This window comes from Bartonella vinsonii subsp. arupensis OK-94-513 (assembly GCF_000278235.1).
In the GTDB taxonomy this organism is placed as follows: Bacteria; Pseudomonadota; Alphaproteobacteria; order Rhizobiales; family Rhizobiaceae; genus Bartonella; species Bartonella arupensis.
Window position 1 is genome coordinate 53,091 of sequence record NZ_JH725037.1, and the last position, 12,546, is coordinate 65,636.

Annotated in this window: 22 protein-coding genes; all 22 read left to right on the plus strand. The window is 43.3% G+C overall.

Going from position 1 to position 12,546, the window contains the following annotated elements; genetic code table 11:
- The first annotated feature begins 19 nt into the window (after nt 1-19).
- The 22 genes from fusA (at nt 20) to rpmD (ending at nt 12,532) form a co-directional block, all read left to right on the plus strand.
- Complete coding sequence (fusA, locus tag ME1_RS00205; protein WP_004861844.1) at nt 20-2,104, plus strand: elongation factor G; 2,085 nt, start codon at nt 20-22, stop codon at nt 2,102-2,104.
- A gap of 61 nt (nt 2,105-2,165) precedes the next feature.
- Nucleotides 2,166-3,341 carry an elongation factor Tu gene (gene tuf / locus ME1_RS00210; protein ID WP_004861849.1) on the plus strand — a complete coding sequence of 392 codons (1,176 nt, stop codon included), beginning with the start codon at nt 2,166-2,168 and terminating at the stop codon, nt 3,339-3,341.
- A gap of 66 nt (nt 3,342-3,407) precedes the next feature.
- Nucleotides 3,408-3,716 carry a 30S ribosomal protein S10 gene (gene rpsJ / locus ME1_RS00215; protein ID WP_004855744.1) on the plus strand — a complete coding sequence of 103 codons (309 nt, stop codon included), beginning with the start codon at nt 3,408-3,410 and terminating at the stop codon, nt 3,714-3,716.
- A 27-nt stretch (nt 3,717-3,743) separates the two neighbouring features.
- Nucleotides 3,744-4,484: a 50S ribosomal protein L3 gene (gene rplC, locus ME1_RS00220; protein ID WP_004861851.1), complete on the plus strand. Its 741-nt coding sequence runs from the start codon at nt 3,744-3,746 to the stop codon at nt 4,482-4,484.
- On the plus strand, nt 4,484-5,104 hold the full coding sequence (gene rplD, locus ME1_RS00225) for a 50S ribosomal protein L4 (protein ID WP_035009263.1): 621 nt from the start codon (nt 4,484-4,486) through the stop codon (nt 5,102-5,104). The genes rplC and rplD overlap by 1 nt, the downstream gene beginning before the upstream one ends.
- On the plus strand, nt 5,101-5,394 hold the full coding sequence (locus tag ME1_RS00230) for a 50S ribosomal protein L23 (RefSeq protein ID WP_004861857.1): 294 nt from the start codon (nt 5,101-5,103) through the stop codon (nt 5,392-5,394). Before rplD ends, ME1_RS00230 begins: the two co-directional genes overlap by 4 nt.
- A 21-nt stretch (nt 5,395-5,415) precedes the next feature.
- Nucleotides 5,416-6,249: a 50S ribosomal protein L2 gene (gene rplB, locus ME1_RS00235; protein WP_004861859.1), complete on the plus strand. Its 834-nt coding sequence runs from the start codon at nt 5,416-5,418 to the stop codon at nt 6,247-6,249.
- A 15-nt stretch (nt 6,250-6,264) separates the two neighbouring features.
- Entirely contained in the window at nt 6,265-6,543 is a 279-nt protein-coding gene (gene rpsS, locus ME1_RS00240; protein WP_004855734.1) for a 30S ribosomal protein S19, read from the plus strand.
- Between the two features lie 2 nt (nt 6,544-6,545).
- Nucleotides 6,546-6,935 (plus strand): 50S ribosomal protein L22, encoded by a 390-nt coding sequence (rplV, locus tag ME1_RS00245; protein WP_004861862.1) that lies wholly within the window; start codon nt 6,546-6,548, stop codon nt 6,933-6,935.
- Nucleotides 6,935-7,645, plus strand: coding sequence for a 30S ribosomal protein S3 (gene rpsC / locus ME1_RS00250; RefSeq protein WP_004861864.1), 711 nt, complete (start codon nt 6,935-6,937; stop codon nt 7,643-7,645). The genes rplV and rpsC overlap by 1 nt, the downstream gene beginning before the upstream one ends.
- Nucleotides 7,646-7,681: 36 nt before the next feature.
- On the plus strand, nt 7,682-8,095 hold the full coding sequence (gene rplP / locus ME1_RS00255) for a 50S ribosomal protein L16 (protein ID WP_004861866.1): 414 nt from the start codon (nt 7,682-7,684) through the stop codon (nt 8,093-8,095).
- A 12-nt stretch (nt 8,096-8,107) separates the two neighbouring features.
- Nucleotides 8,108-8,308: a 50S ribosomal protein L29 gene (gene rpmC, locus ME1_RS00260; protein WP_004861868.1), complete on the plus strand. Its 201-nt coding sequence runs from the start codon at nt 8,108-8,110 to the stop codon at nt 8,306-8,308.
- An 11-nt stretch (nt 8,309-8,319) separates the two neighbouring features.
- Nucleotides 8,320-8,559: a 30S ribosomal protein S17 gene (gene rpsQ / locus ME1_RS00265; protein WP_004861871.1), complete on the plus strand. Its 240-nt coding sequence runs from the start codon at nt 8,320-8,322 to the stop codon at nt 8,557-8,559.
- A 144-nt stretch (nt 8,560-8,703) separates the two neighbouring features.
- The gene (gene rplN, locus ME1_RS00270) at nt 8,704-9,072 is read left to right on the plus strand and encodes a 50S ribosomal protein L14 (protein ID WP_004859184.1); all 369 of its coding nucleotides are present in this window, start codon (nt 8,704-8,706) and stop codon (nt 9,070-9,072) included.
- Nucleotides 9,073-9,082: 10 nt separating this feature from the next.
- A complete protein-coding gene (rplX, locus tag ME1_RS00275) occupies nt 9,083-9,397 on the plus strand; it encodes a 50S ribosomal protein L24 (protein WP_004861873.1) in 315 nt (104 codons plus the stop codon).
- The gene (gene rplE, locus ME1_RS00280) at nt 9,390-9,947 is read left to right on the plus strand and encodes a 50S ribosomal protein L5 (RefSeq protein WP_004861875.1); all 558 of its coding nucleotides are present in this window, start codon (nt 9,390-9,392) and stop codon (nt 9,945-9,947) included. Before rplX ends, rplE begins: the two co-directional genes overlap by 8 nt.
- A gap of 24 nt (nt 9,948-9,971) precedes the next feature.
- Nucleotides 9,972-10,277, plus strand: coding sequence for a 30S ribosomal protein S14 (gene rpsN / locus ME1_RS00285; protein WP_004861878.1), 306 nt, complete (start codon nt 9,972-9,974; stop codon nt 10,275-10,277).
- Between the two features lie 14 nt (nt 10,278-10,291).
- Nucleotides 10,292-10,690, plus strand: a complete 399-nt coding sequence (rpsH, locus tag ME1_RS00290; RefSeq protein WP_004861881.1) for a 30S ribosomal protein S8 — start codon at nt 10,292-10,294, stop codon at nt 10,688-10,690.
- 38 nt (nt 10,691-10,728) lie between these two features.
- Nucleotides 10,729-11,262, plus strand: a complete 534-nt coding sequence (gene rplF / locus ME1_RS00295) for a 50S ribosomal protein L6 (RefSeq protein ID WP_004861884.1) — start codon at nt 10,729-10,731, stop codon at nt 11,260-11,262.
- Between the two features lie 12 nt (nt 11,263-11,274).
- The gene (gene rplR / locus ME1_RS00300) at nt 11,275-11,637 is read left to right on the plus strand and encodes a 50S ribosomal protein L18 (protein WP_004861887.1); all 363 of its coding nucleotides are present in this window, start codon (nt 11,275-11,277) and stop codon (nt 11,635-11,637) included.
- A gap of 108 nt (nt 11,638-11,745) precedes the next feature.
- Nucleotides 11,746-12,294: a 30S ribosomal protein S5 gene (gene rpsE, locus ME1_RS00305; RefSeq protein ID WP_004861890.1), complete on the plus strand. Its 549-nt coding sequence runs from the start codon at nt 11,746-11,748 to the stop codon at nt 12,292-12,294.
- A gap of 31 nt (nt 12,295-12,325) precedes the next feature.
- Nucleotides 12,326-12,532 carry a 50S ribosomal protein L30 gene (rpmD, locus tag ME1_RS00310; protein ID WP_004861893.1) on the plus strand — a complete coding sequence of 69 codons (207 nt, stop codon included), beginning with the start codon at nt 12,326-12,328 and terminating at the stop codon, nt 12,530-12,532.
- Nucleotides 12,533-12,546: the final 14 nt, after the last annotated feature.

A 12,546-nucleotide genomic window follows, 5' to 3' on the forward strand; every position in this document is an offset into this window, starting at 1 on the left:
TAAGGATAAGGCAAGTATAATGGCTCGCGAATATAAAATTGAAGATTATCGTAATTTTGGTATTATGGCGCATATTGATGCGGGTAAGACCACTATGACTGAGCGTATTTTGTTTTATACGGGTAAGAATCATAAGATTGGTGAAACCCATGATGGTGCTTCTACAATGGATTGGATGGAGCAAGAGCAGGAGCGTGGTATTACGATTACATCTGCTGCGACGACAACCTTCTGGGAAGGGCGTGATGGGCGGAAGCGGCGTTTTAATATCATTGATACGCCGGGGCACGTTGATTTTACGATTGAAGTTGAGCGTTCTTTGCGAGTTCTTGATGGTGCGATAGCATTGTTAGATGCAAATGCTGGTGTGGAACCTCAGACGGAAACTGTTTGGCGACAGGCTGAGAAGTACCGTGTGCCGCGTATGGTCTTCGTTAATAAAATGGATAAGATAGGTGCTGATTTTTATCGCAGTGTAGAAATGGTTGGTTCGCGATTGGGGGCTAAAGCACTTGTTTTGCAATTGCCAATTGGTGCTGAAAATGATTTCGAAGGTGTTGTTGATCTTGTTGAGATGAAGGCATTGAAATGGGATGGCTCCATTGGTGCTTCGGCGGTTGTTGGTGAGATTCCATCCGATTTGAAAGAGAAGGCAGAAGAGTATCGCGAGAAATTAATTGAGATGGCAGTTGAGGTTGATGAGGCTGCAACAGAGGCTTATTTGGAAGGTGTTATGCCAACAAATGAGCAGCTTGTTTCTCTTATTCGTAAGGGGACGATAGAGGTTCAGTTCCATCCAGTTCTTTGTGGTACTGCTTTTAAGAATAAAGGTGTTCAGCCGCTTTTGGATGCTGTTGTTTCTTATCTTCCTTCTCCGGTTGATGTTCCTGCAATTAGTGGCGTTGATGTGAAAACTGAGTCTGAAGCAACCCGTGAATCTTCAGATGATGCTCCGCTTTCTATGCTTGCTTTTAAAATTATGAATGATCCGTTTGTGGGATCATTGACTTTTTGTCGCATTTATTCTGGTAAGGTTCAAAAAGGTGTTTCTCTCGAAAATACCGTGAAGAAAAAGAGAGAGCGTTTGGGGCGTATGCTTCAAATGCACTCAAATTCTCGTGAGGATATTGAGGAGGCGTTTGCTGGTGATATTGTTGCTCTCGCAGGACTTAAAGAGACTACAACAGGTGATACCCTTTGCGATCCTTTAAAGCCTATTATTTTGGAGCGGATGGATTTTCCTGAGCCTGTTATTGAAATTGCGATTGAACCTAAAACGAAGGCAGACCAAGAAAAAATGGGTATTGCTCTCAATCGTTTGGCTGCTGAGGATCCTTCATTCCGTGTGAAATCTGATGAAGAATCAGGACAAACCATTATAGCTGGAATGGGTGAGCTTCACCTTGATATTATTGTTGATCGTATGCGGCGCGAATTTAAGGTTGAAGCGAATATTGGGCAGCCTCAGGTTGCTTATCGTGAATCGATTACCAAAACGGCGGAAATTGATTATACACATAAGAAGCAATCTGGTGGTGCTGGGCAGTTTGCTCGCGTTAAAATTATTTTTGAACCTCATGACGGTGATGATTTTGTCTTTGAGTCAAAGGTTGTTGGTGGTGCTGTTCCTAAGGAATATATTCCTGGTGTTCAAAAGGGTATCGAGAGCGTTATGGGATCAGGGCCTCTTGCGGGTTTCCCTATGCTTGGTGTAAAGGCTACACTGATTGATGGTGGTTATCACGATGTTGATTCTTCCGTTTTGGCTTTTGAAATTGCTGCTCGTGCGGCTTTTCGTGATGGAGCAAAGAAAGCTGGTGCGCAGCTTCTCGAACCGATTATGAAGGTAGAGGTTGTAACGCCGGAAGATTATGTTGGTGATGTTATTGGTGATCTCAATTCTCGTCGCGGTCAAATTTCAGGGACTGAGGCGCGTGGTATTGCTACAGTTGTGAATGCAATGGTTCCTTTGGCCAATATGTTTGGTTATGTGAATACTCTTCGTTCGATGAGTCAGGGGCGTGCGCAATATACAATGCAGTTTGATCATTATGAGCCTGTTCCTTCGGCTGTTGCTTTGGAGATTCAAAAGAAATACGCGTAATTTGATTATATAATTAATTTTTAACTTAGTCCTTTATTTGGATAGAAAATGGAGAGCTCAAATGGCAAAGAGCAAATTTGAACGTACGAAGCCACATGTTAATATCGGAACAATTGGTCACGTTGATCATGGCAAGACGTCATTAACAGCAGCGATTACGAAATATTTTGGTGAATTTAAAGCGTATGACCAAATTGATGCGGCACCAGAAGAAAGAGCGCGTGGGATTACTATTTCTACGGCACATGTTGAGTATGAAACAGAGAGCCGGCACTATGCGCACGTTGATTGCCCAGGTCACGCGGATTATGTGAAAAACATGATCACAGGGGCAGCACAAATGGATGGAGCGATTTTGGTTGTCTCTGCTGCGGATGGTCCTATGCCTCAGACACGTGAGCATATTTTGCTTGCGCGCCAAGTTGGTGTTCCAGCGATTGTTGTTTTTCTTAATAAGGTTGATCAGGTTGATGATGCTGAGCTTCTGGAGCTTGTTGAGCTTGAAGTTCGTGAACTCTTGTCAAAATATGATTTCCCAGGAGATGATATCCCAGTGGTTAAGGGGTCTGCATTGGCAGCTCTTGAAGATAAAGATAAAAGCATTGGAGAAGATGCGGTTCGTCTTTTGATGAGTGAAGTTGATAATTACATCCCAACACCAGAGCGTCCTGTTGATCAGCCGTTTTTGATGCCGATTGAAGATGTTTTTTCGATTTCTGGACGCGGTACGGTTGTAACTGGTCGTGTTGAGCGTGGTATTATTAAAGTTGGCGAAGAAATCGAGATTATAGGTATTCGTCCTACTTCAAAGACGACGGTTACCGGCGTTGAAATGTTCCGCAAGCTTTTAGATCAAGGTCAAGCTGGTGATAACATTGGCGCTCTTCTTCGTGGAGTTGATCGCGAAGGGATTGAGCGTGGACAGGTTCTTGCGAAGCCTGGATCAGTTACTCCTCATACGCGCTTTAAAGCAGAAGCTTACATCTTAACGAAAGATGAAGGTGGTCGTCATACACCGTTTTTCACGAATTATCGTCCTCAATTTTACTTCCGTACAACGGATGTGACGGGGATAGTAACGCTTCCAGAAGGAACAGAAATGGTTATGCCTGGAGATAATGTTGCGATGGATGTTTCTTTGATAGTTCCGATTGCCATGGAAGAAAAGCTTCGTTTTGCTATTCGCGAAGGTGGTCGTACTGTTGGTGCTGGTATCGTTTCTAAGATCATTGAGTAAGGAATGGTTATTGATAAAACGTCTTTGTTGTAAAAGGCGTTTTGCGTGACAAGGAAATAAAAGAGCATGAACAGTCAAAATATCCGCATTCGCTTGAAAGCATTTGATCACAGAATTCTTGATGCATCGACACGCGAGATTGTGTCGACTGCAAAGCGTACTGGTGCAAATGTCCGTGGTCCTATTCCGCTACCAACGCGGATTGAGAAGTTTACAGTCAATCGTGGGCCGCACATCGATAAGAAGAGTCGTGAGCAATTTGAAATGCGTACACATAAGCGTCTTCTTGATATTGTTGATCCAACACCGCAAACAGTGGATGCGCTTATGAAGCTCGATCTTTCTGCTGGTGTGGATGTAGAGATTAAGCTCTGAGGTTTGAGGACAGAAGGAACAGACCCGATGCGTTCAGGTGTAATAGCACAGAAGCTGGGCATGACCCGTATTTATAATGAAGCTGGTGAGCATGTACCGGTAACAGTACTTCGTTTGGAGAATTGTCAAGTTATTGCTCAGCGTACAGTTGAGAAGAATGGCTATACTGCTGTTCAGTTAGGTGTAGGCTTTGCCAAGGTTAAGAATACTACGCAAGCTCTTCGTGGGCATTTTGCTAAGGCTTCGGTTGAGCCAAAAGCTAAAATAGCAGAGTTTCGTGTGAGTCCCGACAATCTTCTTGATGTTGGTACTGAGATTACAGTGGAACATTTTGTTCCGGGGCAGAGGGTTGATGTAACAGGTACGAGTATCGGTAAAGGTTTTGCTGGTGTTATGAAGCGGCATAATTTTGGTGGACATCGTGCTTCTCATGGTAACTCAATCACACATCGTGCTCATGGTTCGACAGGACAGTGTCAGGATCCAGGTAAGGTGTTTAAAGGTAAAAAAATGGCTGGCCATATGGGGCAGGTCCGTGTAACAACACAGAATATTGAGGTTGTTTCTACGGATGTTGAACGTGGTTTGCTTTTAGTGCGTGGTGCTGTTTCCGGCTCTAAGGGTGCTTGGATTTTGGTGCGGGATGCTGTAAAAAGACCTCTTCCTGATAATGCGCCTAAGCCTGCTGGTATTCGCCATCTTGCGAAAGAAAAAACAGAAATGGTTGCTCCAGTGATGGAAACCTCTGAAACTGAGGGAGCCGAATGATGGATATTGTAGTTAAAACCCTTGATGGTAATGAAGCTGGTAAGTTAAAAGTTTCTGAGGGTATTTTTGGTCTTGTTCCGCGTGAGGATATTTTGCAACGTGTTGTTCGTTGGCAGCTTGCACGTCGTCAACAGGGAACACATCAATCGCAGGGGCGGTCTGATGTTTCACGAACAGGGGCAAAGATGTTTAAACAAAAGGGAACTGGTCGTGCTCGACACTCGTCTGCTCGTGCACCACAGTTTCGAGGTGGTGGTAAGGCACATGGTCCGGTATTCCGTAGTCATGCGTGTGATCTTCCTAAAAAAGTTCGTGCACTTGGAGTGCGTCTTGCATTGTCAGCAAAATTAAAGGCAAATGATTTAATTGTTGTTGATGATCTAAGTGTTAAGGATGCTAAAACAAAGATGCTTGTTTCCAGTTTTTCTAAGCTTGGATTCAATAATGCTCTCTTAGTTGGTGGCAAAGAGATTGATATTAATTTTTCTCGCGCAGCATCTAATATTCCTAATATTGATGTTTTACCAATTCAGGGGATTAATGTTTATGATATTTTGCGTCGCAGCAAACTTGTTTTGTCAAAAGCAGCTGTCGAGGCTCTTGAGGAGCGTTTTAAATGACAGATCTTCGCCACTATGATATAATTGTTAGTCCAATTATTACTGAAAAGTCGACTATGATTTCTGAGTATAATCAAGTTGCTTTTAATGTCGCGCCGAAAGCAACAAAGCCTGAAATTAAAGCTGCTGTTGAAGCGCTTTTTAGCGTTAAAGTTAAGGCAGTCAACACAATAGTCCGAAAGGGTAAAGTGAAACGTTTCAAAGGTATTGTTGGTCGGCAGAGTGATGTCAAAAAAGCGATCGTGACACTGGCCAGTGGTCAGTCTATCGACGTTTCGACAGGTCTTTAAAGAGGCTCGGAGATAAGAATAATGGCACTTAAGCACTTTAATCCAACTACAGCCGGGCAACGTCAACTTGTTATTGTGGATCGTTCTTGCCTTTATAAAGGTAAGCCTGTAAAAGCGTTAACTGAGGGCTTATCATCAAAAGGTGGCCGTAATAATCGCGGCCGAGTTACTGCTCGTTTTCAGGGTGGTGGACATAAGCGTAGTTATCGGTTTGTTGATTTTAAGCGTCTTAAACGTGATGTTACTGCAAAAGTAGAGCGTTTGGAATATGATCCAAATCGGACTGCTTTTATTGCGTTAATTCGCTATGAGGATGGACAATTAGGTTATATTCTTGCGCCACAGCGTCTTGGTGTTGGTGATTCGGTTATAGCTGGTTCAAATGTTGATGTTAAACCAGGCAATGCTATGCCACTTGGTAATATGCCGGTGGGTACAATTATTCATAATGTTGAAATGAAACCGGGTAAGGGTGGTCAAATCGCTCGTTCAGCTGGTACTTATGCGCAATTGGTTGGACGGGATCAGGGGATGGCTATTCTTCGTTTGAATTCTGGAGAACAGCGTTTGGTATCTAGTAGTTGTTTTGCAACTGTTGGCGCTGTTTCAAATCCTGATCATGGGAATATTAATGATGGTAAGGCAGGTCGGTCACGTTGGCGTGGTAAGCGCCCACATGTTCGTGGTGTTGCTATGAACCCCGTTGATCATCCACATGGTGGTGGTGAAGGTCGTACATCAGGGGGGCGTCATCCAGTGTCTCCTTGGGGTAAACCTACGAAAGGTAAGCGTACGCGCTCCAATAAAGCCACTGATAAGTTTATTATGCGTACGCGTCATCAGCGCAAGAAATGAGAAAGGTAGTCTGAAGTGGTTCGTTCAGTTTGGAAAGGTCCGTTTGTTGACGGCTATCTTCTTGGAAAAGCAGAAAAGGTCCGTGCAAGTGGGCGCAATGAGGTCATTAAAATATGGAGTCGTCGCTCTACTATTTTACCACAATTTGTTGGCTTAACTTTTGGTGTTTACAACGGCAATAAGCATATTCCTGTTTCTGTTTCTGAAGAGATGGTTGGTCATAAATTTGGTGAGTTCGCTCCCACCCGGACTTATTATGGGCATGGTGCAGACAAGAAAGCGAAGAGGAAGTAGGAATGGGAAAAGCTAAAGTTCCGCGCCAGCTTAAGGATAATGAAGCAAAAGCCGTCACGCGGACAATTCGTGTTAGTCCGCAAAAGCTTAATTTAGTTGCTGCGATGATTCGTGGTAAGAAAGTTAATATGGCGCTAGCTGATTTGACGTTCTCACGTAAACGTATTGCTGGGACTGTGAAAAAAACTCTTGAATCGGCGATTGCAAATGCAGAGAATAACCACGATCTTGATATTGATTCGCTCATTGTTGCAGAAGCCTATGTTGGTAAGTCGATAGTGATGAAGCGTTTCCATGTTCGTGGTCGTGGACGCGCTAGTCGGATTGAACGTCCGTTTTCGCATCTTACTATTATTGTTCGTGAAGTTACCGAAAAAGTGGAGGCCGCATAATGGGTCAGAAGATCAATCCAATAGGACTTCGTCTTGGAGTTAATCGGACCTGGGATTCCCGTTGGTATGCTGATAGTGGTGAGTATGGACGTCTTCTTCATGAGGATTTAAAAATTCGCTTGTATGTGCTTGAAGAGTTGAAGCAAGCAGCTATCTCTAAGGTTGTTATCGAGCGTCCTCATAAGAAATGTCGTGTGACGATTCATTCGGCTCGTCCGGGCTTGATTATTGGTAAAAAAGGTGCTGATATCGAAAAGCTTCGCCGTAAGCTTTCAGAAATGACAAATGCTGAGACTTCATTGAATATTGTGGAAATTCGTAAGCCTGAAATTGATGCTACGATTATTGCGCAATCAATTGCTCAGCAGTTAGAACGTCGTGTTGCTTTTCGACGTGCAATGAAGCGAGCAGTTCAATCAGCTATGCGTCTTGGAGCAGAGGGAATTCGTATCAACTGTTCTGGTCGTCTTGGTGGCGCTGAAATTGCTCGTATGGAGTGGTACCGTGAAGGTCGTGTTCCACTTCATACCTTGCGTTCTGATGTTGATTACGGTACAGCAGAAGCTAAGACTGCTTATGGTATTTGTGGTGTTAAGGTGTGGGTCTTTAAAGGTGAGATTCTCGAGCATGATCCGATGGCTTCAGAGCGTCGTGCTACGGAGGCTGATCATTCTGGTTCTTCATCGAATCGTCGCCGCGAAAGTGCTTAGTTTTTGTGAATGAACTAGAATTTGGAGTAGAGAGCAATGTTGCAGCCAAAGCGCACAAAGTTCCGTAAACAGTTCAAAGGCCGTATTCACGGTGTTTCGAAAGGTGGTACGGATTTGAATTTCGGTGCTTACGGTTTGAAGGCTGTTGAGCCGGAGAGAATTACTGCCCGCCAAATTGAGGCAGCGCGTCGTGCGATTACGCGTTATATGAAACGTTCTGGTCGTGTGTGGATTCGTATTTTTCCGGATCTTCCGGTCACATCTAAGCCGACCGAAGTACGTATGGGTAAGGGTAAGGGAAGCGTTGATTATTGGGCTACGCGTGTTGCGCCTGGGCGCGTCATGTTTGAGCTTGATGGGGTTCCTGAAGATGTAGCGCGTGAAGCATTAAGATTGGGTGCTGCAAAATTGCCTATTAAGACGCGTTTCGTACAGCGTATTGCTGAATAAAGAGGTTAAGCGATGAGAGCCACAGAATTTCGGGCGCAAACGCTCGACCAAATGAAAGATGAATTGGCTAAGTTAAAGAAAGAGCAATTTAATTTGCGCTTTCAAAAGGCAACAGGTCAATTGGAAAAGACTGCACGTGTTAGGCAGGTTCGTCGTGATATTGCGCGTGTTAAAACTTTTCTTCGTCAGAAGATAAACGAAAGTAAGGTTTAAGGAAACAAGAGATGCCTAAACGCATTTTGCAGGGTGTTGTCGTTAGTGACAAGAGTGATAAAACTGTCGTTGTTAAAGTGGAGCGCCGTTATTCTCATCCGCTTCTTAAAAAGACTGTTCGGCAGTCTAAGAAATATAAGGCGCATGACGAGAACAACCAGTTCAAGATTGGGGATCAAATTTCTATTCAGGAATCTAAACCAATTTCGAAAGATAAACGTTGGATTGTTGTTAAAAGCAATGTAGCGTAGTTCATTAGGTTTATTGTTGTAAAATTTAACAGTGGACTTTTTCCGTTGATAGATTTAGAGCAATAGCTTTATCGTTATTTGGCAGGCAAATCCGGGGTGTTAGAGGCATGACCGGATATAAATGTTAAGAGAAGGTGGCCAGTCATGATTCAGATGCAAACAAACCTCGACGTTGCCGATAATTCCGGTGCCCGTCGTGTCATGTGCATCAAGGTGTTAGGCGGTTCAAAGCGAAAATATGCTTCGGTCGGCGACATTATTGTTGTTTCGGTTAAGGATGCTATTCCTCGTGGCCGTGTTAAAAAAGGTGATGTGATGAAAGCTGTAGTGGTTCGTACTGCTAAAGATATTCGTCGCGCAGATGGTAGTGTTATTCGTTTTGATGGGAATGCTGCTGTTTTAGTGGATAATAAGAAAGAGCCGATCGGTACGCGTATCTTTGGACCAGTTCCTCGCGAACTTCGTGGTAGGAATCATATGAAGATCATTTCGCTCGCTCCTGAAGTCTTATAAGGAGTGTGTTATGCAAAAGATTCGAAAAGGTGATAAAGTCGTTGTTTTATCCGGTAAGGATAAAGGATGTAGTGGTGAAGTAATTAAGGTGAATCCAAAGGAGAATAAAGCTTTTGTTCGTGGGGTTAATATGATTAAACGTCATCAACGTCAAACGCAAAAGCAAGAAGCTGGAATTGTTTCTAAAGAAGCTCCAATTCATCTATCTAATTTGGCGATTGCTGACCCTAAGGATGGTAAGCCTACACGTGTAGGTTTTCGTATGAATGCAGATGGTAATAAAGTTCGTTTTGCCAAGCGTTCGGGAGAGTTGATTAATGGCTGAGGAAAAACAAACACCACGTATGAAGGTGCATTATTTTGAAGTGGTTCGTAAAATCCTTCAAGAGAAGTTTAATTACAAAAATGTAATGCAAATTCCGCGGGTTGATAAAATTGTAATTAATATGGGGATTGGTGAAGCGACTGCCGATTCTAAGAAGCCGTCTATTGCTGCTGAGGATTTGGGTTTAATAACAGGTCAGAAGGCTGTTGTTACCCGTGCGCGTAACTCTATTGCGACTTTTAAGGTTCGTGAAGGAATGCCACTTGGGGCTAAAGTTACATTGCGTAAAGATCGTATGTTTGAGTTTTTGGATCGTCTTGTTACGATTGCGCTTCCGCGGGTTCGTGACTTTCGTGGTCTGAATCCAAAAAGCTTTGATGGTCGTGGCAATTTTGCTATGGGTATTAAAGAGCACATTGTGTTTCCAGAAATCAACTATGATAAAGTTGATCAAATTTGGGGCATGGATATTATCGTTTGTACGACAGCAAAAACGGATGATGAGGCACGTGAGTTGTTACGTGCTTTTAATTTTCCTTTTCGTTCGTAACGGCAAACGTAGCGAGGTAAGATTATGGCCAAAGTAAGTGCCGTTGAAAAAAATAAGCGTCGTGAACTGATGGTAAAGCGTTATGCTGCGCGTCGTGCACGCTTGAAAGCAATAGTTATGGATCAGAAGGTTTCTCTCGAAGAGCGTTTTAAAGCTTCTGTTCAATTAGCAGAGTTGCCACGTAATTCTGCAAAAGTTCGCGTCCGTAATCGCTGTGAAGTTTCAGGGCGTCCACGGGCTTATTATCGTAAATTGAAAATGTCGCGAATTGCATTGCGTGAACTTGGTTCAATAGGCCATATTCCAGGCATTGTTAAGTCGAGTTGGTAAGAGGAGATTATTTAATGTCTATGTCAGATCCTCTTGGTGATATGCTCACGCGTATTCGTAATGCACTTGGTCGTAAAAAAAACAAAGTGGTTACGCCTGCGTCTAAGCTTCGTGCACGTGTTCTTGATGTTCTTCAGTCTGAAGGTTATATTCGTGGATATAATCAAGTCGATTTAGGTGACGGGAAGTCTGAAATTGAAATCGAATTGAAATATTTTGAAGGATTAGCGGCTATTCGTGAAGTTTCACGTGTCTCAAAGCCAGGTCGTCGTGTTTATGTTTCTGCTAAGTCGATTCCTCAAGTGGCAAATGGTCTTGGTATTTCGATTTTATCGACGCCTAAGGGCGTTATGGCGGATCATGAGGCGCGTGAGCAAAATGTCGGTGGAGAGCTCCTTTGTCGTGTTTTCTAATGAATGTTAAGAAAACAGAAAAAATGTAGGTTAGAAGAATGTCTCGTATTGGTAAAAAGCCCATTTCAATTCCTTCTGGGGTTACCGCAACTGTTGAAGGACAGCTGGTTAAGGCAAAAGGTCCGAAAGGTGAGCTGAGCTACGTCGTTAATGATGAAGTTTTAGTGAAGTTTGAGGAAAATTTTATATCCGTTTCACCACGGGATCAGTCAAAAGATGCACGCTCTAAATGGGGTATGTCGCGCTCAATGATTGAAAATATTTTTTGTGGTGTGAAAGATGGTTTTGAAAAGCGACTAGAGATCAACGGAGTTGGTTATCGTGCTGCTTTGCAGGGGCGGGATATTCAGTTGTCGTTGGGTTTTTCTCACGATGTTATTTATAAAGTCCCATCTGGCATTACTGTAACGATCCCCAAACCTACAGAAATTGTGATTTCTGGAATTGATAAACAGCAAGTTGGGCAAGTAGCTGCAGAAATTCGCGAGTATCGTAGGCCTGAACCTTACAAAGGTAAAGGCATTAAACATGCAGATGAGCGCATCTTTCGTAAAGAAGGTAAGAAGAAGTAAGGATTTTGTATTATGGTTTCATCTAAGGACATTATCCAACGTCGTGCGCGGCGTGTGCGACGTAGAATCAAAATGGTTTCTAGTGATCGTCCGCGGCTTAGTGTTTATCGTTCAAATCAGAACATCTATGCTCAAATTATCGATGATTTGCGTGGGTGTACACTTGTTTCGGCATCTACACTCGAAGGAGATTTAAAAAAATCGCTAAAAAGTGGTGCTGATAAAGAGGCTGCTTTTGCTGTTGGTAAGTTAATTGCTGAACGTGCAAAGCAAGCTGGTGTTAGTCAGGTAGTTTTTGACCGTGGGGCATATGTTTACCATGGAAGAGTAAGAGCTTTGGCTGAAGCTGCTCGTGAAGGTGGTTTAAGCTTCTAAAATGCCTTGTTTTGATTTTAATAAGGCATTTAGGGTTTTCGTGTAAGTTCCTCTGCTTTATGTTGGAACTTTGTTAGCGTGCTTCCGGAAAAGAAAAAGGAATGAGGAATGGCACAGAAAGAACGTGGTGAGCGAGAAGAACGTGAGAGTGAATTGGTCGATAGACTTGTTCATATCAATCGTGTCGCTAAAGTTGTAAAGGGTGGTCGACGTTTTGGTTTCGCTGCTCTTGTTGTTGTTGGAGATCAAAAAGGTCGTGTGGGCTTTGGTCATGGTAAAGCACGTGAAGTACCAGAAGCAGTGCGTAAAGCTACAGAAGCTGCAAAGCGTGGAATGATTTATGTTCCGCTTCGGTCTGGGCGTACATTGCATCATGATCTTGAAGGTCGTCACGGGGCAGGGCGTGTTTTGTTACGTTCAGCTTCTGCTGGTACTGGTATTATTGCTGGTGGACCGATGCGTGCTATTTTTGAAACTCTTGGTATGCAGGATGTGGTTGCAAAATCATTGGGGTCGTCCAATCCTTATAATATGGTGCGTGCAACATTTGATGCGTTAAAGCATCAAATGCATCCTAGAGATATTGCAGCTCAACGTGGTATCAAATATTCAACTTTACAGGCACGTCGTCGACATTTAGTCGATGCGGAAGGATAGTTTCTGAGATTATCAGAAAAGGAATTAGAAAATGGTTCAGAAAAAATCTCAGAGTGTCAAAACTGTGACAGTAGAACAAGTTGGAAGTCCAATTCGGAATTCGCAGATTCAACGTGCGACTTTGAAAGGGCTTGGATTAAATAAAATGCGAAGACGGCGTGTTCTAGAAGATACACTTTGCGTGCGAGGTATGATTGCTCGTGTTCGGCATCTTGTTCGCGTTATAGATGAAGATTAAAGGTTGAGGAGTAT